15 protein-coding genes are annotated in these 18730 nt (G+C 64.5%); 6 read left to right on the top strand and 9 right to left on the bottom strand.

Features of this window, described 5'->3' with window-relative positions:
- Positions 1-195: 195 nt before the first annotated feature.
- Entirely contained in the window at positions 196-2415 is a 2220-nt protein-coding gene (locus tag IEY43_RS10580; protein WP_188948569.1) for a Stk1 family PASTA domain-containing Ser/Thr kinase, read from the top strand.
- Positions 2416-2506: 91 nt separating this feature from the next.
- Here IEY43_RS10580 and IEY43_RS10575 read toward each other — a convergent pair whose 3' ends face one another.
- On the bottom strand, positions 2507-3898 hold the full coding sequence (locus tag IEY43_RS10575; RefSeq protein WP_188948568.1) for a class II 3-deoxy-7-phosphoheptulonate synthase: 1392 nt from the start codon (positions 3896-3898) through the stop codon (positions 2507-2509).
- A gap of 105 nt (positions 3899-4003) precedes the next feature.
- Positions 4004-4678 carry a lysophospholipid acyltransferase family protein gene (locus tag IEY43_RS10570; protein WP_188948567.1) on the bottom strand — a complete coding sequence of 225 codons (675 nt, stop codon included), beginning with the start codon at positions 4676-4678 and terminating at the stop codon, positions 4004-4006.
- Positions 4679-4823: 145 nt separating this feature from the next.
- Between IEY43_RS10570 and IEY43_RS10565 the strand changes: the two genes are divergently transcribed.
- The 3 genes from IEY43_RS10565 (at position 4824) to IEY43_RS10555 (ending at position 7949) form a co-directional block, all read left to right on the top strand.
- Positions 4824-5597, top strand: coding sequence for an alpha/beta hydrolase (locus tag IEY43_RS10565; RefSeq protein WP_188948566.1), 774 nt, complete (start codon positions 4824-4826; stop codon positions 5595-5597).
- The gene (locus IEY43_RS10560; protein WP_188948565.1) at positions 5594-6028 is read left to right on the top strand and encodes a hypothetical protein; all 435 of its coding nucleotides are present in this window, start codon (positions 5594-5596) and stop codon (positions 6026-6028) included. Before IEY43_RS10565 ends, IEY43_RS10560 begins: the two co-directional genes overlap by 4 nt.
- A gap of 109 nt (positions 6029-6137) precedes the next feature.
- A complete protein-coding gene (locus tag IEY43_RS10555) occupies positions 6138-7949 on the top strand; it encodes an AMP-dependent synthetase/ligase (RefSeq protein WP_188948564.1) in 1812 nt (603 codons plus the stop codon).
- Here IEY43_RS10555 and IEY43_RS10550 read toward each other — a convergent pair.
- The gene (locus IEY43_RS10550; protein ID WP_188948563.1) at positions 7922-8464 is read right to left on the bottom strand and encodes a hypothetical protein; all 543 of its coding nucleotides are present in this window, start codon (positions 8462-8464) and stop codon (positions 7922-7924) included. The genes IEY43_RS10555 and IEY43_RS10550 overlap by 28 nt on opposite strands.
- 134 nt (positions 8465-8598) lie before the next feature.
- Positions 8599-12051, bottom strand: coding sequence for a pyruvate carboxylase (locus IEY43_RS10545; RefSeq protein ID WP_188948562.1), 3453 nt, complete (start codon positions 12049-12051; stop codon positions 8599-8601).
- Positions 12052-12413: 362 nt separating this feature from the next.
- Between IEY43_RS10545 and IEY43_RS10540 the strand changes: the two genes are divergently transcribed.
- A complete protein-coding gene (locus tag IEY43_RS10540; RefSeq protein WP_188948561.1) occupies positions 12414-13229 on the top strand; it encodes a ParA family protein in 816 nt (271 codons plus the stop codon).
- Positions 13230-13333: 104 nt separating this feature from the next.
- Here the strand turns inward: IEY43_RS10540 and IEY43_RS10535 are convergent, their stop codons facing one another.
- The 4 genes from IEY43_RS10535 to IEY43_RS10520 all read right to left on the bottom strand — a co-directional run bounded on the left by IEY43_RS10535 (position 13334) and on the right by IEY43_RS10520 (position 15978).
- Positions 13334-13924 (bottom strand): MerR family transcriptional regulator, encoded by a 591-nt coding sequence (locus IEY43_RS10535; RefSeq protein WP_188948560.1) that lies wholly within the window; start codon positions 13922-13924, stop codon positions 13334-13336.
- A gap of 246 nt (positions 13925-14170) precedes the next feature.
- Positions 14171-14653, bottom strand: a complete 483-nt coding sequence (locus tag IEY43_RS10530; protein WP_188948559.1) for a bifunctional nuclease family protein — start codon at positions 14651-14653, stop codon at positions 14171-14173.
- A gap of 41 nt (positions 14654-14694) precedes the next feature.
- Positions 14695-15462: a transcriptional regulator FtsR gene (gene ftsR, locus IEY43_RS10525; RefSeq protein ID WP_229777358.1), complete on the bottom strand. Its 768-nt coding sequence runs from the start codon at positions 15460-15462 to the stop codon at positions 14695-14697.
- 63 nt (positions 15463-15525) lie between these two features.
- A complete protein-coding gene (locus IEY43_RS10520) occupies positions 15526-15978 on the bottom strand; it encodes an FHA domain-containing protein (RefSeq protein ID WP_188948558.1) in 453 nt (150 codons plus the stop codon).
- Positions 15979-16218: 240 nt separating this feature from the next.
- Here IEY43_RS10520 and IEY43_RS10515 point away from each other — a divergent pair, with 240 nt between their 5' ends.
- Positions 16219-16578, top strand: coding sequence for a DUF488 domain-containing protein (locus IEY43_RS10515; protein WP_188948557.1), 360 nt, complete (start codon positions 16219-16221; stop codon positions 16576-16578).
- Positions 16579-16771: 193 nt separating this feature from the next.
- On the opposite strand, the gene IEY43_RS10510 is transcribed toward IEY43_RS10515, so the two are convergent.
- Entirely contained in the window at positions 16772-18661 is a 1890-nt protein-coding gene (locus IEY43_RS10510; RefSeq protein ID WP_188948556.1) for an FAD-binding monooxygenase, read from the bottom strand.
- Between the last annotated feature and the right edge of the window lie 69 nt (positions 18662-18730).

Here is an 18730-nt window from a genome sequence, read left to right as displayed (position 1 = left end):
CTCCCGCGGTAGATCTCGCAACCCGGGAAGCTGCACGAAATCCGCCAGAGGTAGACACCACTGGCGGATTTCGGCTTTAAACCGGAAATTCTCAGGTCGGCTAGGTACATTAAAAGATAGTAATCATGTTCGAAAGGAGCAGTGGGTGAATCACGCCTTTGCGGCGCGCAATCCCAAGTCAGGAGTGCGTGCACCATGAGCCCTGCTCTTGCCGACCCCAACCTGGGTACGACCCTTGACGACCGCTACCGTATCGACCATTTGCTGGCGTTGGGCGGCATGTCTCGGATCTACCGCGCCATGGACAAGCGTCTGCACCGCGCGGTGGTCGTGAAGATCCTGAACGACAACTTCGCCAGCGAATCCACGGTCCGTGAGCGCTTCGAATCCGAGGCGGTCATCGCCGCGAACATCACCCACCCGAATGTGGTCTCGATCCGAGACCACAACGTCACGGACAACATCGTCTATCTGGTGATGGAGTACGTCCGCGGGCGCAACCTGGAGCAGGTGATCTCCGAACGCGGACGGTTCACGCCGCGCCAGATGCTCAGCGTCCTGGAGCAGGTCTGCCACGGGCTGGGCGCCGCCCACTCCGAAGGCATCATCCACCGCGACATGAAGCCCGCGAACGTGCTGCTGGCGGATACCGGCGAAATCAAGGTGACCGACTTCGGGCTGGCCCGCGCCGCCAGCGCCCACACGCAGTCAGCGACCCTGGTGGCCACCCTCTCGCACGTCTCCCCCGAGCTGGTCTCCGGTGCCCCGGCCGATTCGCGCAGCGATATCTACGCTGTCGGCATCATGGTCTACCAGATGCTCACCGGGCGCCTGCCGTATTCGGAAGCCAACGCGGCCGCACTGATGAAGCACCATCTGGACTCCCCCATGCCGCTGCCCTCGGATATCGTGCCAGGACTTGCCAGCGACCTGGACGAACTGGTGCAGTGGTGCACCGAAAAGGATCCTGAGAAGCGGCCGCAGAACGCCGAGCTGTTGCTTGACGAGGTCATCCAGATCCGTTCGACGCTCAGCGACGAACAGCTGGACTTCGACGCGGAAACCCTGGGCGGTGTCGAGGACCTGACTCCGGGTTCCATCTCGCACATGCCCACCACCGTGCAGCAGCGCCTGGACGACTGGCAGCGCGAGCGCGAGGAAGCCCGCGAACGCCGTTGGCAGCTGCAGGGCACCGATACTGCGGGCGGGGCCTATTCGCTGGACGCGCAGCTTGATGCCGAAGCCACCACCGTCATCGCCACCTCGGATGCCACCGAGGTGCTGGATCTGCGAGATGCGCAGGCCACCGTGGTCCATGACCCGGCAGCCGGGGCGGGTTCTCCCGGCGCGGAGGCCACCGCCGCCTATTCGCGCTCCGATATTGAATCCTTCGGTGCGGATGCCGCCATCGAAGGGGATCCAGAACCGGCGGCCCTCTCACCGCGCGGCCAGAAGCGCGCGAACAAGGCGGCGCAGAAGCAGTGGCGCAAGGAGGCCCAGCTGCCGACGCATCGACTGCGCAAGCCCAGGAGCGCGGCGCAGAAAACCGGCGTCGCCGTGGCGTGGGTGCTGATCGTGGCACTGGTGGCGGCCGCCGGCTGGTTCTTCGGCCGCGGCCCGGGAACGGTGATCCGCATTCCGTCGTTGAACGGCCTGCTGCAGGAGCAGGCGGTGTCGCAGATGTCCGAACAGGGCATCCCGGTCCGGCTCGGCTCCGCCTTCGACGACGACATCGCCATCGGGCGCGTTGTGGACTCGCATCCGTCCACCGGCGAGAACATCATGAAGTTCCAGGGCGTCGAGCTGATCGTCTCGCAGGGCCCCGAGCGTTTCGAGATCCCGGATGTGGCCGGCAAGAGCCTCCAGACGGCCACCGAGCTGCTGGCCCAGCGGGAGCTGGCCAAGGTCAAGGAGGTCCGCGAGTACTCCTCCGAGGTGGAGAAGGGCAAGGTCATCTCCTCCTCACCGGCTGCGGGCAAGACCGCCGCGCGCAAGGACACCATCACCTTGGCGGTGTCCAAGGGGCCGGCCCCGGTGCAGGTTCCTGCGCTGCAGGGGCTGAGCCAGGACGCTGCCGCCGCGGCCCTTGAATCCGCGGGCCTGCGCCTGCAGGTGGGCGATCCGGTGCATTCCGGCACCGTGCCATCCGGCATGGTCGCCGCGCAGTCGCCTCAGAACGGCACCGCCGAGGTGGGAAGCACCGTCACGGTCAACCTGTCCCAGGGCCCGGAATTCGTCCGGATCCCCTCGGTGATCGGCTTGGACGTCGCGGAGGCGACCCGGGTGCTCGAAGAGGCGGGGCTCACCGTCAAGGCGCACCACGTGCTCGGCGAATTGTCGCAGACCGTGCGCATGCAGTCGCCGCTGAACCGGAGCGTCGAGCGCGGCAGCGAAATCAGCATCTACGCGTTCTAGCCGGCAAGGCCTGCGCCACGGCAAAAAAGACCTGGCCCACCACCCCTCGAAGGGGTGGTGGGCCAGGTCTTTTCCTTGGGCCGGCTGGCGCCTAGCGGCGTGCGCGGCTCTGCAGTGCCGAGGAGACCAGGAAGGCCATCTCCAGGGACTGGCGGTGGTTCAGGCGTGGGTCGCAGACGGACTCGTAGAGTTCATCGAAGTCCTCTTCGCGAATCGGATCGGCGCCGCCCAGGCACTCGGCCACGTCGTCGCCGGTCATCTCCACGTGCAGGCCGCCCGGGTTGGTACCCAGCGAGTCGTGCACCTCGAAGAATCCGCGGACTTCGTCCATGACGTCGTCGAAGTTGCGGGTCTTGTATCCGTTCTTGCTGGTGACGGTGTTGCCGTGCATCGGGTCGGTGACCCACAGGACCTGCGCGCCGGTGGCGGTGACCTTCTCCACCAGGTTCGGCAGCTTCTCGCGGATGTTCTGAGCTCCCATGCGGGTGATGAACGTCAGGCGGCCAGGCTCGCGGTTCGGATCCAGCTTCTCGATCAGCGCCAGGGTGTCCTCGACCGAGGTGTTCGGGCCGAGCTTCACGCCGATCGGGTTGCGCACGCGGGACAGGAAGTCCACGTGGGCGTGGTCCAGCTGGCGGGTACGCTCGCCGATCCACAGGAAGTGGCCGCTGGTGTCGTACGGCAGGCCGGTGCGCGAGTCGGTGCGCGTCAGCGCACGCTCGTAGTCCAGCAGCAGCGCCTCGTGGGAGGCGAAGAACTCGGTGCGGGTCAGGCCTTCGAAGCCGGCGCCGCAGGCATCCATGAAGCGGATGGCCGAATCGATTTCGCCGGCCAGCTGCTCGTAGGCGGAGTGCGCCGGGTTGGCCATGAAGCCGCGGTTCCAGGAGTGCACGCTGCGCAGGTCGGCGAAGCCGCCCTGGGTGAACGCGCGGATCAGGTTCAGCGTGGCAGAGGAGGTGTTGTAGGCCTGGACCATGCGCTTCGGGTCGTGGGCGCGGGACTCCGGGGTGAAGTCGTAGCCGTTGACGATGTCGCCGCGGAAGGCCGGCAGGGTGACGCCGTCGCGGGTCTCGTCGTTCGAGGAACGCGGCTTGGCGAACTGCCCCGCCATGCGGCCCATCTTGATGACCGGCATCGAGGCGCCGTAGGTCAGCACGACGGCCATCTGCAAGATGGTGCGCACGCGGGCGGAAATCTTGTCCGCGGTGGCGTCGGCGAAGGTCTCGGCGCAGTCCCCGCCCTGAAGCAGGAAGGCCTTGCCCTGGGCCGCCTCGGCCAGGCGTTCGCGCAACACGTCGACCTCGCCGGCAAAGACCAGTGGCGGACGCGAACCCAGTTCAGCAATGGAAGCGCTATAGTCCGGGTGCTCACTCCAGGTGGGCTGTTGGGCAATAGGCAGATCACGCCACAGATCAAGTTGCGGGTCGGTGGCGGGGCCGGCTACGGAGGAGCCTGGCAATGGGGTTCGGTTTACTTCGCTCACCTTGACAAGTCTACGTGTCTTGCGCGCAAAGCACCGCGTGCAATGTAACAACCGGACGTAACACAGGGCATGCGCCCGGCCGCTGGCCCCCGCTTCAGGCCGCGGCTACTTCTTTTTGGCCTTGGCCGGCGCGTAGACGTCCACGTAGCTCTGCCCGGAAAGCACGTTGATGGCCCTGCGGATGTCGTCGGCTACCTGGCGCAGCACTGCGGGGTCCGAGGCCTTCCCGGCGAGGTGGGAGAAGTCCAGCGGCCTGCCGATCTTGATGCCGATGCGGCCCGGGTGCGGCAGGCGCTGCCCGATGGGCTGCACCTTGTCAGTGTTGATCATGGCGATCGGAATCACCGGCACCCCGGATTCCAGGGCGAGCTTGGCGACGCCGAGCTTCGCACGGTAGAGCCGCCCATCGGGAGAGCGGGTGCCTTCGGGATAGATGCCCAGCAGCTTGCCCTCGGCCAGGGCGGTGTTGGCGCTGGCCAGCGAGGCGGCCGATCCGCGTCCGCCCGAGCGGTCCATCGGCAGCTGGTTGATGTTGCGGAAGAACCATGCGACCAGGCGCCCCTTGGGGCCCTTGCCGTTGAAATAGTCGTCCTTGGCCAGGAACACGACCGGCCGTTCGATCATCGCCGGCAGGAACACCGAATCGCTGACCGACAGGTGGTTGGAAGCGAGGATGGCGCCGCCCTCGGCGGGAATATTATTGATGCCCTGGATGTCAATCTTGAAGAAGATACGCAGCAGCGGCTTGACCGCGAAGCGTTTCAGAAAGTCGTACAGCACGATGGGGCGGTTCCTTCTTCTCGTCATCAGGCATTGCGGGCGGACACGCCCGTCGACGTGTTGACTGGCGCGGGTCCGCACCCTTCAATTGTGCACTACGCTCGAATAAGAATGCAGTACAACGTAGCACCTCGAGGGGGACGCGATGAATCACGAAGCACATCCGGGGGCGGCCGGCCAGCCGGAGCGGAAGCCTGCAGTACTGCTGATCCACGGCTTCACCGGGTCCAGAACCGCCATGCTGCCATGGGCCCGGGCGCTCGAGTCCGCCGGGTTCGACACCCTGTGCCCGGTGCTGCCAGGGCATGAAACCTCCTGGCAGGACATGGTCGGCCGGCCCTTCTCCGAATGGATCCAGGCCACCGAACAAGCTTTTGACGAATTGGCCGAATCCCATGACCAGGTGTTCGCCGCCGGCCTGTCGATGGGCGGAGCGCTGGCATTGCACCTGGCCACCCGGCGCAACGTCGCCGGCGTCAGCCTGGTGAATCCGGGGCTGGTCGTGGACAGCCCGCTGGCTCCCTATACGAAGTGGTTGCGGCGTGTGGTGCGTTCGGTCGCTCCGATCAGCAACGACATCGCCAAGCGCGGAGCCGACGAAAAGGCCTACGACCGCACCCCGGTGGCGGCGGTGCACCAGCTCTACCAGCTGTTCGCACAGACCCGCAGACGGCTGGGCCTGGTCACCGCGCCGGTCCAGCTGTTCCGCTCGACCGTGGACAACGTGGTGTCCGATGCTTCGGTGCACGCGCTGACCGACGGGCTGACCCCCGGCACCCTGGTCGAGCACCACCAGCTGCTGCATTCAAAGCACGTGGCCACCCTCGACTACGACGCCGCGCAGATCTTCGAGGAATCGGCTCGATTCTTCCACCATGTGGCCGCGCAGGCCGCGCACTCCCCGAAGGGCAGGTCATGAACCCCGCAGAGAACAAGCCGTCCGGCGCCGACGATCCGCGTTGGGACGAGCTCGTTGAGAATTTCCGGACCCTTGACCAGGGCACTCCCCGCGAGCCGAGCGCCGCCGAGCGCCAGGCGGAACTGCGCCAGCTGTTCTCCACCGGCCCCGGCGCGGTTGCCGGACCACGCGACTACGAGGTCGAGGAGGGCGAGGAGCAGTTCGTCCCCGAGGAACCGGCCGCGCTGGGCTCGGGAAACCCGATGGTTAACCTCGCCTGGACGATGGCCGCGGGCGGACCCATCGGACTGCTGTTATGCGTGATCTTCTTTCGCTCGGCCCCGGCCTTCGTCTACATCGGCATGGTCGCACTCTCCATCATCGGCGTGATTTACCTACTCAGAAGGCTACCGACCGAACGCGATCCGGGAGATGATGGAGCAAGGGTCTGATCGACTTTGAGCCCGAGGAACGCTAGGTTACTGTAGAGTAATAACAATGTGATGCGGATTACCCCGCATTGCCCACCGGGTCACACCGAGTTCAGGAGAAGAGACACAGATGCGCGAATACAGCACGCCGCTACGCATCCACTCGCCGGCAGAGTCGAACATCACCGACCTGCTGCTGCGCCACGCGAATTCAGCTGCTAATCCGGCCCTCTTCTCCAAACCTTCTCCCGGCGGCGCCTGGCAGGATGTCACCGCTTCGCAGTTCGCCGCCGAAGCCGCGGCCATCGCCAAGGGCTTCATTGCCAATGGCATCAACGCCGGTGACCGCATCGCCCTGATGGCCCGGACCCGCTACGAATGGACCCTGGTCGACTTCGCGATCTGGTACGCAGGCTGCGTGACCGTCCCGATCTACGAGACCTCCTCCCCCAGCCAGGTCGCCTGGATCGCCGCGGATTCCGAAACCGTGGCCGTCGTGGTGGAAAGCCCAGCGCACGAAGCCGTGGTCCGCGAGGCGGCGCACCAGGAGCAGCTCGATTGCCTGGACCATGTCTGGCAGTTCGGCGAGGGCCTGGAGCAACTTGCCAAGGACGGCAAGGACGTCAGCGACGAAGAACTGGAGACGCGCCGCAGCTCGGCGACCCTCAAGGACACCGCGACCATCATCTACACCTCGGGGACCACCGGGCGGCCCAAGGGCTGCGAACTGACGCACTCGAACTTCGTGGAGCTGGCGGAGAACGCGGTGGCCGAGCTGCCGGCAGCCGTCTACCCGGGCGCCTCCACCATCATGTTCCTGCCGCTGGCCCACGTCTTCGCGCGCTTCATCTCGGTGGTCAACGTGGCCGCCGGCTGCCGCACCGGCCACACCCCGGACGTGAAGCACCTGCTCGAAGACCTGCAGTCTTTCAAACCGAACTTCATCCTTGCCGTGCCGCGCGTGTTCGAGAAGGTCTACAACTCGGCCATGCTCAAGGCCGAAGACGGCGGCAAATCCAAGATCTTCCATGCAGGCGTGGACGTGGCGGTGAAGTACTCGCGGGCCGAGCAGGACGGCAAGATCCCGCTGGGGCTCAACCTGAAGCACAAGCTCTTCGACGCGCTGCTGTACAAGAAGCTGCGCAATGCCATGGGCGGCAATATCCGCCACGCGGTTTCCGGCGGCGGACCGCTGGGCGAACGCCTGGGCCATTTCTTCAACGGCATCGGCGTGACGGTGCTCGAAGGCTACGGCCTGACCGAGACGACTGCGCCGGTCACCGTGAACACCCTGGACCGCATCAAGATCGGCACCGTGGGCAAGCCGCTGCCGGGCAATGCGGTGCGCATCGCGGACGACGGCGAGATCCTGGCCAAAGGCGTGTGCGTCATGCGCGGCTACCGCAACCGGCCCGATCTGGAAGCCGAAACCTTCACCGACGGCTGGCTGCACACCGGGGACATCGGCGAGCTGGACGCCGACGGCTTCTTGAAAATCACCGGCCGCAAGAAGGAGATCATCGTCACCGCCAGCGGCAAGAACGTCATTCCGGCGATGCTTGAGGACCAGATCCGCGCCGATGCGCTGGTCTCCCAGTGCGTCGTCGTCGGCGAGGGGCGTCCATTCATCTCGGCCCTGGTCACGCTGGATCCCGAGGCGGTGCCCGGCTGGCTGGAGCGCCACCACCTGGACAAGAACCTGTCCATGGACGAGCTGTCCACGCACCCCGAGGTGCTGCTGACCATCCAGAAGATCATCGACAAGGCGAACACCTCGGTCAGCCGGGCGGAATCCATCCGCGCGTTCCGCGTCGTCCCCGAAGATTTCACCGAATCCTCGGGGCACCTGACCCCGTCGATGAAGATCAAGCGCGCCGTGGTGCTCAGCGACTATGACGCGATGATCGAGGACATCTACTCGGCGCCCAAGCCCGTGGCATAGTCCAGCACGGCTCCGGCGAGCTCCCATGAGGAATGGGAGGAAGCGGCCCAGGGAAACCTGAGGCCGCTTTTCCGTGCCTCGGCGGCGAAATTCCGCTCCAGCACCACGCGGGCGAAGGCAGGAACCGGGCGGTGCTTGGGCGGCTGGCCCAGCTGGGCGAAAATGAGGTTTTCAGCCAGGGCCCCACGCCCGTTGGCCAACAGCCATTCGACCAGTTCCATGAGCCGGTCTTCGGTGTCGGCGCCCGCGTCCCCGAGCACTACGAGTACGTCGATTCCGGTGAAGCTGCCGTCCATGACCGCCGCAACCCGCTGCGGCCCGGCGGTGGCCACGCGGGAGGGCAGCTGCAGTTCCGCGAACTGCTCGGCCAGCTGCTGGGCAAGCTCCGCCTGCGGCAGGGCCGGATCCAAGGTGAACAGCAGCACGCCCAGTTCGCTGCGTGCTGCGGCGACCTCTCTGGCCTGCTGCTGGCGCGCGGCAGGCACGCCGCCGGGAGTGTTCCTGCCAGCCTTCATATTCCCTCCTGGGTCGTAACATGCCGGCGCCGGGTGCGGCGCCGTCCCAATGATCGTGCCATAAATACATCGTGGCCCACGACATGCGTCGTGGGCCACGATGTAGGTGCAGCGGATTTACCGTGCCGAAGCGGCTACTTCGATTCGATGACCACCAGCAGGTCCCCGCCCTGAACCTGGCTGGTGCCGTTCAGGGTGATCTGGGTGACGACGCCGGAGGAGTTCGCAGTGATGCCGGCCTCCATCTTCATCGCTTCGATGGTAGCCACCGACTGGCCGGCCTCGATCAGGTCGCCGACCTGGACGTTGACGGTCACGGCACCGGCGAACGGGGCGGCCACGTGGCCGGCGTTGTTCGGATCGGCCTTCGGAGCGGTCTTGACGGTGGACTCCACCGACTCGTCGCGCACCCTGATCTGGCGGGACTGGCCGTTGAGGGTGACCACGACGTTGCGCATGCCCTTCTCATCGGCTTCCGAGACGGAGACCAGCTTGACCAGCAGGCGAACGCCGGTGCCCAGCGAGATCACATGCTCGTGGCCGCGGACCAAGCCGAAGAGGTAGTCGCGGGTATGCAGCACGGACAGGTCGCCGTAGTTCTCCACCGAGGCCGCGAAGTCGCGGGTCGGACCGGCGAACAGCAGGCGGTTGAGCGTTGCGCGGATGGTGTCCGAGTCGCCGGTCAGCGCCGCGGCGTCCTCTGCGCTCAGGTCCTCGATGTGGGCCTTCACGCTGCGGCCCTGCAGCGCCTTGGTGCGGAACGGCTCAGGCCAGCCACCTGGAGGGTTGCCCAGTTCGCCCGAGAGGAACTGGATGACCGAATCCGGGATGTCGTAGTTCTGCGGGTTGGCTTCGAAGTCCGCGGCACGAACGCCGGAGCCGACCAGCTGCAGCGCCAGGTCGCCGACCACCTTGGAGGACGGGGTCACCTTGACCACGTTGCCCAGCATGTCGTTGACCGAAGCGTACATCGACTCAATGGCCTCGAAGCGCTCGCCAAGGCCCAGGGCGATGGCCTGCTGGCGCAGGTTCGAAAGCTGTCCACCGGGGATTTCGTGCTGGTACACGCGTCCGGTCGGCGCCGGAAGCCCGGACTCGAACGGCTTGTACATGGAGCGCACGGCTTCCCAGTACGGTTCCAGCGCGGCGACGGCGTCCAGGGACAGGCCCGGGTCGCGCTCGGTGAACTCCAGCGCGGCCACCAGTGCGGAGGCCGACGGCTGGGAGGTGGTTCCGGCCATGGCGGCGCTGGCCACGTCCACGGCGTCCACGCCGGCGTTGATGGCTGCCATCAGGGTCGCCATCTGCCCGCCGGAGGTGTCGTGGGTGTGCAGGTGCACCGGCAGGTCGAAGCGCTCGCGCAGCGCGGTGACCAGCTTGGCCGCCGCGGCCGGGCGCAGCAGGCCCGCCATGTCCTTGATCGCGATGATGTGCGCGCCGGCGTCGACGATCTGCTGTGCCAGGTCCAGGTAGTAGTCCAGGGTGTACAGCTTCTCGTTGGCATCCAGCAGGTTGCCGGTGTAGCACAGGGCCACCTCGGCCACGGCGGTGCCGGTCTCACGCACTGCCTTGATGGCCGGGGCCATCTGGGACACGTCGTTCAGCGCGTCGAAGATGCGGAAGATGTCGATGCCCGCGGCGGCGGCTTCCTTCACGAAGGCGTCGGTCACCTCGGTCGGGTACGGGGTGTAGCCCACGGTGTTGCGGCCGCGCAACAGCATCTGCAGCGGGATGTTCGGCAGCTCGGCGCGCAGCAGCTCCAGTCGCTTCCACGGATCTTCGCCCAGGAAGCGCAGCGACACGTCGTAGGTCGCACCGCCCCAGACCTCCATGGAGAACAGCTGCGGCACGGTGTGCGCGTAGGCCGGCGCGGCGGCCAGCAGGTCGCGGGTGCGAACGCGGGTGGCCAGCAGCGACTGGTGCGCGTCGCGGAAGGTGGTGTCGGTGATGCCCACGGCGGTGCAATCGCGCAGCGCCTTGGCGAAGCCCTCCGGGCCCAGCTCCAGCAGCTTCTGGCGCCAGCCGTCGGCCGGATGCGCCGTCCGCGACGGCCCGTCGAACGGCGAACGCTCAGGCTCGTCCGACTTGTCGCCCGGGAAGGAAGGCAGCTTCTTGCGCGGGTCGATGCCCTCGATGCGCTCCCCGTTGGGCTGGTTCACGGTCACGTGTGCCAGGTAGTTCAGGGCCTTGGTGCCGCGGTCCTGCGACTCGTTGCCAGTCAGCAGGTCAGGACGCGAGTCGATGAAGTCCGTGGCAACGTCGCCGGCAATGAACTGCGGATCATTGAGCACGTTCTGGATGAACGGGATGTTGGTTGCGACGCCGCGGATGCGGAACTCGGCCAGGGCGCGGCGGGCGCGTGATACTGCGGTGGCGTAGTCGCGGCCGCGGCAGGTCAGCTTCACCAGCATCGAGTCGAAGTGCGGGGAGACCTCGGCGCCGGCGTAGATGGTGCCGCCGTCCAGGCGCACGCCCGAACCGCCTGCGGAGCGGTACACGGTGATAGTTCCGACGTCGGGGCGGAAGCCGTTGGCCGGGTCCTCGGTGGTGATGCGGGACTGCAGCGCCCAGCCGCGCACCTGGATGGTGTCCTGGGTGATGCCCAGGTCGGCCAGCGATTCGCCCGAGGCGATGCGCATCTGCGCCTGCACCAGGTCGATGTCGGTGACTTCCTCGGTCACGGTGTGCTCCACCTGGATGCGCGGGTTCATCTCGATGAACACGTGCTGTCCAGCGCGCTCGCCCACGGTGTCAACCAGGAACTCGACGGTGCCGGCGTTCTGGTAGCCCAGGGCCTCGGCGAACTTCACGGCGTCGCGGAACAGCGCCTGGCGGATGTTCTCGTCCAGGTTCGGGGCCGGGGCGATCTCCACAACCTTCTGGTGGCGGCGCTGCAGCGAGCAGTCACGTTCGTGCAGGTGGACGATGTTGCCGTGCTCGTCAGCGAGGATCTGCACCTCGATGTGGCGAGGGCGGAGCACCGCCTGCTCCAGGAAGACGGTCGAGTCGCCGAAGGCGGTACCGGCTTCGCGCATGGCGGCGCCCAGTGCCTCGGGCAGGTCTTCGCGCTTGTCGACGCGGCGCATGCCGCGTCCGCCGCCGCCTGCAACGGCCTTGACGAAGATCGGGAATCCGATCTTGTCTGCTTCGGCAATGAGCAGCTCAGCATCGTCACTGGGCTCGGAGGAGGCGAGCACTGGAATGCCGGCAGCCTTGGCGGCCTTCAGTGCTGCAACCTTGTTGCCTGCAAGTTCAAGAATTTCGGCCTTCGGGCCAATGAACTTAATGCCGTTCTCGGCAGCGGCGCGGGCCAGGTCGGGGTTTTCCGACATGAAACCGTAGCCCGGGTAAATTGCATCTGCGCCGGCTTCCTTGGCGACGCGGATGATTTCGTCAATGTTCAGGTAGGCGCGGACCGGATGGCCCTCTTCGCCGATCTGGTAGGCCTCATTGGCCTTCTGGCGGTGAACGGAGTTGCGGTCTTCGTGCGGGTAGACTGCAACGGTTTTTGCGCCTAGTTCATAGCCGGCACGGAAAGCGCGGATTGCGATTTCCCCGCGGTTGGCGACCAAGATTTTTTCAAACATAGTGTCCCTACATCGAATCAGCACACATGGATTCAGGCCGGATTTCGGAAGGCAACTCCCGGAACTCCAATGGCCCGAGACCGGTGTGTCGGGTCTCTCAAAAATGCTCGTTCGAGCACGTTCTCCAATCACCCTACACGGACGAGGTCTAGATCACCCAAACATTTCGCAGTGTGGTCAGACCATAGGAAATATGCGCCGGCGCTGAAGTTTTAATCACTTTTAATCACTAAGTTAGGTCAAACCTCGAAAACCGCCGTTGCAAAGTCGGGGAATCGGCACCGGGCACACTATGATGAGGAGAGACTTAAATATTCGGCGGGACGTTCAAGAATCGAACAGCGAAAGGCGTGGTCTGGTCCGTGCACGTAGTGAGCATCAGCAGCCTCAAGGGTGGTGTGGGAAAAACCTCCGTAACACTCGGTCTGGCTTCAGCAGCACTGGCCGCAGGGATTCCGACCCTCGTCATCGACCTCGACCCACATGCCGACGCAAGCACCGGCCTTGGAGTGCGCGCCAATGGCAAGCAGCCCATCGGGCAAATGCTGAAAAACGCCCGGCGCGTGCGTCTGCAGGACAACGTGGTCGCTTCCGCCTGGCAGTCAAAGGCCGCTGAAAAGAAGTCCCGCACCCGGATCCCGGTTCTTGACGTGGCGGTGGGCGATGCCTTCACCGGCATCTACGACCGCCCCGACCTGCGCACCAGGGATCTTCGCCGCCTCACCCAGCTGCTCAGCCGTACCAGCGGCTACCAGCTGGTCCTCATCGACTGCCCGCCATCGCTCAATGGCCTGACCCGCATGGCATGGAGCGCCTCGGATCAGCTGGTCCTCGTGGCCGAGCCGAGCCTGTTCTCCGTGGCCGGCACCGAACGCACCCAGCGTGCCCTGGAGCTGTTCCGCCGAGAGTTCGCCCCGTCGCTGGGCCCGGTCAGCGTTGTCGCCAACCGCGTGCGCAAGGACTCCGCAGAGCACGCCTTCCGCCTGTCCGAAATGCGACAGATGTTCGGTGATTCCATGGTGAAGCCTGAAATCCCCGAGCACCCAGAATGGCAGCAGATCCAGGGAGCCGCGTACTCGGTACACCAGTGGCCCTCCAAGAGCACCGCGCCGATGCTCACCCAGTTCGATGCCCTGCTCAAGGACGTCATGGACAAGGCCGCCCTGCCGAACTCCTAGAAGTCGCTTCGCGGCGCAAGGCTTCAAACACAAAAGGTATGGTCCGAACTTCCCTGAGGAAGTTCGGACCATACCTTTTAATATCTGTTGGGCTGTTGAACCCGTTAGCCGACTTGACGGGCGGCCTTGGCCGCGCGACGTGCTGCCAGCTCATCCCCCGGCTCCTGCCGTTCTGAGTTCTCCGAAGGAAGTTGGGCCAGGGAACCTTCAACCTCGCGCCAGACGCGGCCCACGGCGATGCCGAAGACTCCCTGGCCCTTCTGGACAAGATCGATGACCTCGTCGGCGCTGGTGCACTCGTAGACCGAGGCGCCGTCGCTCATCAGGGTGATTTGCGCGAGATCTTCGACCCCGCGTTCGCGCAGGTGCAGGACCGCGGTACGGATCTGCTGCAGCGATACCCCGGTGTCGAGCAGGCGCTTGACGACCTTGAGGACCAGGATGTCGCGGAAGGAATACAGCCGGTGGCTGCCTGAACCCTTGGCGCCTCGTACCGCTGGCTCGACCAGACCGGTGCGGGCCCAGTAGTCGAGCTGGCGGTAGGTTATTCCCGCGGCTTTGCAGACGATGGGCCCGCGGTACCCCGCGTGCTCGTCCAGCTGCGGCAGGTCATCGGTGAAGAGGAGGCCCTGGGCATTGGATCGCTGAACGCCGCCGTGAGCCCCGTAATGTGGGCCTGTCTGGCTTGTCTCCATCCAATTGCTCCTTGCGTGTAAGCACGTGCCGTTTGCGAGAGTCAGGATATTCGCCGTCCGGCAGGGTGCGAGTGATGAATGAGCACGAGACCGGGTGGGCGGAAAATATCCCTATGCAACGACGGTACGGCCATAATCAACCGGGGTCAAAGACCTTCAAGTTTAACTTTAAGGCGTGTCGGAATTATCCGAATGCCGACCGCAGAAAAGTGGCGCCATGACCGGCAGGAGACGCGTCCTTGCGAGCTAGGAGGAGAAGTCCTCGGGATCGATGGTGTCGAGGAATTCACGGAACTCCCGCATCTGTTCTTCGGGGGCCTCCTCGCTATCGGCGGCCCCTTCGATGATGACCCCGGCTTCCTGCATGACCTCTTCGGTGCACTTGATAGGGCACTGCACACGCACCGCCAGAGCCACTGCATCCGAAGAGCGGGAGTCCACGCGCTTGCCGTTGGAGAGCACGAGCTCGGCGGCGAAGACCGCGTTCTGGACCGATACGATTTCCACCCGGTCCAAGGTGATGCCCAGCGCCTCGAAGACATTGATCATCAGATCGTGGGTCATGGGCCGCGGAGGGGTCAGTCCCTGCTCCGACATTGCGATGGCGGATGCTTCAGGGGCACCGATCCAGAGCGGCAGATAAAGTTCTTTTTCGTGCTGCTTGAGCAGCAGCAGCGGTTGATTCGCCGGCAGTTGAATGCGGATTCCCGCAAACTCCAGATCCAGCATGATAGCCCCCTGAGGGTTGAAAACTCGTCGCTGACTTCAGCTTAGCGATCGATCTGGGAAATAGCACGCTGTACCAGAGCTTCATGCAGCTCCAGGCACTGGCGTGAAATTTCCTGGGCTTCTTCCGCGGCCCGCGCCCTGGCAGAAACCTCGGGCTTGCGCAGCTCGTTGCCCACGATCGATTCGATCAGCGAAAATTCGCGCTCGGCGGCGGTTCTGAACTGGCGCAGGTGTCGTGGTTCAATGCCGTGGTTGGAAAGTTGGACGGCGGACTTGGTGATGCGGATGCCGTTGGAATCGAACAAACCGCCCTGTGGCTCGATCAAGCCGAACTTGATCAGGTCATGGACGAGCGCCTCGCTGGCGCCGGTGATGCCCTGCAGTTCCGCCATGGACACAAACCGGGAGTGGTTTTCCACCGCTTCGGTCAGGTCCTTGCCGACGACAACGGGAGCCACCGGGGCGCCACCCGGCAGTGCTGCCGGTGATTCGCCGCGGTCCACGGCGTCCAGATGGTCCTTGATGACCTTCAAAGGAAGATACTGGTCGCGCTGCACGGAGAGGATGAAACGCAGGCGGCTGACATCGGTCGCGCTGTACTTGCGATAGCCCGCTGAGGTGCGCTGCGGGATGATCAGGCCCTTGTCTTCAAGGAACCGGATCTTCGATGCGGTGACTCGTGGAAATTCGTCCTTGAGCTCCGCCAGCACTTCGCCGATGTTAAGCGCAGCCTGCCGCACGCCTTCGTGACGGATCGCCTCGAGTCGTGGGCTGCTGGCTACGTTGAACATCGGCAAAAGAACTAACACCTCGGTAATTACGTGGTTGCCGGCGCGATCGGCGCCGGCAACGAAACCTCTAACTGGACTAGTTTAAAGGTTAGGCACGCTCTGGTAGAAATTGAGTCGGAACTTTCCGATCTGCACCTGGACGCCGTTGGTCAAGGTAATGGAGTCGATGCGGTCGCCATTAATGTAGGTACCGTTCAACGAACCGATGTCGGTCAGCGTGAAGCCCTTGTCGGTTCGCGCGAACTTGGCATGGCGGCGCGAGACCGTGACATCGTCAAGGAAGATGTCCGCGTTCGGGTGACGGCCGGCGATGCTTTCGTCGGTGTCCAGCAGGAAGCGTGCGCCCTTGTTCGGTCCGGTATGGGCCACGAGCAATGCGGATCCGGCTGGCAACGCGGCTACTGCTCGCTTCTCGTCCTCGCTCAGCGCGTAGATGACGGCGGGTTCGGATGAGCTCTGGAACGAGGGAAGCGAAATATTGGTCGTCTCGGACGCAGACTCGTTGTGCGGGGTTACCGGCCCATTTTCCGACATTTGTGGTCCTCCAGAAAGTTCTGCGTTAAGTTCGTGCAAGACGACCTTGTATTCAACAATAGTTCGATACGCTCTACCAAACTATTTCCAGATTAGCCTACTCAAGAGGTGCGCGATAACAGAAAAGCCGATATTTCCAGCTCCGTCCCTGTTCATTCATGGGATCATGCAAGTATCGGAGACAGTTCGGGGTCCAAAATATCCTCGGGCCCCTTGGCAGGTAGTGAAAGGGTGAGCGTCATGACCGAGATTCTCCTGAAGCGTGCCTATGCGGATCCTTCGGATTCGGACGGCTACAGGATTCTGGTGGATCGGCTCTGGCCTCGTGGTTTGACCAAGCAGCAACTGGAAATCGAGAAGTGGGCCAAGTCGGTGACGCCAAGCTCGGAGCTTCGCAAGGCCTGGCATCACGACCCGGATCGGTTCTCGGAGTTCGCTGAACACTATCGTGAGGAACTGAACCAGAACCCCGCGGTCGACGAATTCCTGGAGTTGCTGGCGCAGCATCCTACGGTGACGTTTGTTTACGGAGCTAAAAGCGAAGAGGTCAATCACGCGGTGGTGCTGCGGGATTATCTTCTTCCGCAACTTCAGTCGTAGCGGCGGGCACGAAGCACACGCCGTCCACGCAGGCCATGTCCGATTCGACGACGTTCTGCAGGTTGAACGAAAATTCTTGGCTCATGTTTCCCCTCGATGGTTGGCCTTCATCAATGGTCAACCTTCGGCGCGGGGTGAAAATTCCTGGACGAGCCGTCGGACGTCGTTTGCCATCCAACGGCCCGCCCATCACCTAGCGTTGCTCGCGCATGACCGGGGTGAAGAAGTCGCGCAGCGCGTCGGTTGCCTGCAACGGCAAGACGTTGGCCACGTACATGTCCGGGCGCACGATGACGATCGCTCCCTCTTCGGAGATGCCGCGCTGGGCGAAGATGTCGTTGCCCTCCAGCGCCGTGTAGACCTTCTGGTAGTCCATCAGGCCGAACTCGCCGCAGGCCGGGCGGAAGACCGCCGGCGCGTCGTTGAGGTTGATGGTGGTGTAGTCCTGGCGGTAGACGACCTTGACGTCGAAAATTGAATCGATGTCGGCACCGGCCGGCGTGAAGCGCAGCAGCGGGGAGTCTTCGGAGCCCAGCAGCCAGTCGGACAGCTGCGCCACTGGCGATGCCGCTCCGGCCGGGGCCTGGTCGGCGAAGACGTAGATCCGGTAGCGGCCGTCGGCGCGGTGGTGGTGACCCAGGTGCACCGGGTTGCTGTCTCCCAAGCGCATGACCTCGGCCGATTTGAAGCGCTTGCCCACCGGATAACCGGTTGCCAGGTGCTGGAATTCGTTCGCCGCGGTCAGTTCCGAGGGCTGGTATTCGGTCATGAAGCCGGCCGGGAATTCCGCGGTGCGCACGTAGAATTCGGCGACGCCCTCCTGGCCTTCGAGCTCTTCGGGGGTCGCAGCCATGAGCGAGGACCACTTCTTGTCGAAGTCGATCAGGTCCTTGGCGATGACCTTGCGTTCGGCGGAATAGGTAGCCAGCAGGCTCTGCGGCGAGCGGCCGGTCAGCACGTAGCCCAGCTTCCAGGCCAGGTTGAACCCGTCCTGCATGGACACGTTCATGCCCTGGCCAGCCTTGGCCGAGTGCGTGTGGCAGGCGTCGCCGGTGATGAAGACCCGGGGATCGCGGGAGCCGATCTCCTCCAGCGGCACGTCGTCAAAGCGGTCGGTGAGGCGGTGGCCCACCTCGTAGACGCTGTGCCAGGCGACGTTTTTCACATCCAGCGTGTACGGCTGCAGGATCGCCTGCGCGCGCTGGATGATCTCTTCCAGCGAGGTCTGGCGCACCTTGCCGTTGTCGTCCTCCGCGACCTCGCCCAGGTCCACGTAGAGGCGGAACAGCTGGCCGCCCTCGCGCGGGATCAGCAGAATGGAGCCGTTGCTTGAATGGATGGCCGACTTGATCCGCACGTCGGGGAAGTCGGTCAGGGCCAGGGTGTCCATGACGCCCCACGCGTGGTTCGCCTTGTCGCCCGACAGGGTGGCGCCGATGGAACGGCGGACCTGGCTGCGGGCGCCGTCCGCGCCGACCACGTACTTGGCGCGCACAACCCGGGTTTGCCCCTGGTTGCCCTCTCCGGTCCCCGCCAGGGTGACCTTGACCGGGTACTCCCCCTCGTCGTCGACGACCAGGGTCTCGAAGTCCCAGCCGTAGTCCGGTTCAATGCGGGCGGACGAGTTCCGGGCGAAGTCGGCGAAATAGTCGATGACGCGGGCCTGGTTCACCACCAGGTGCGGGAATTCGCTCACGCCGGTCGGGTCATCCGGGGTGCGGTCGGTACGGATGATACGCTCCGGGTTCTGCGGGTCCGGGTTCCAGAAGGTGGTTTCGGTGATGCGGTAGGCCTCGGCGGCGATGCTCTCAGCGAAGCCGAAGGCCTGGAAGGTCTCTACCGTGCGCGACTGGATGCCGTCGGCCTGGCCGATCTGCAGGCGATGCGGACGGCGGTCGATGATACGGGTATGCACCTGCGGGAATTGGGAGAGCTGGGCCGCGGTGATGATGCCGGCCGGTCCGGCACCCACAATGAGCACGTCCATGGTGTCTGGCAGGTCGACGGGTCGGTCGATTCCGGTGCCCGCGGCGGGTTTGATGCGCGGGTCTTCCGAGACGTATCCATTGTGATGAAACTGCACTGTTTCTCCCCATTCAGCTGAGTCAAGCAAATTAGTTGTTCAATAATCGAACGATGAGTTCTTTTATCG

This window comes from Glutamicibacter protophormiae, assembly GCF_014647495.1.
Lineage (GTDB): Bacteria > Actinomycetota > Actinomycetes > Actinomycetales > Micrococcaceae > Glutamicibacter > Glutamicibacter protophormiae.
The sequence above is the reverse complement of the archived record's forward strand: the minus strand, read 5'-3'. Positions and strand labels throughout refer to the sequence as shown.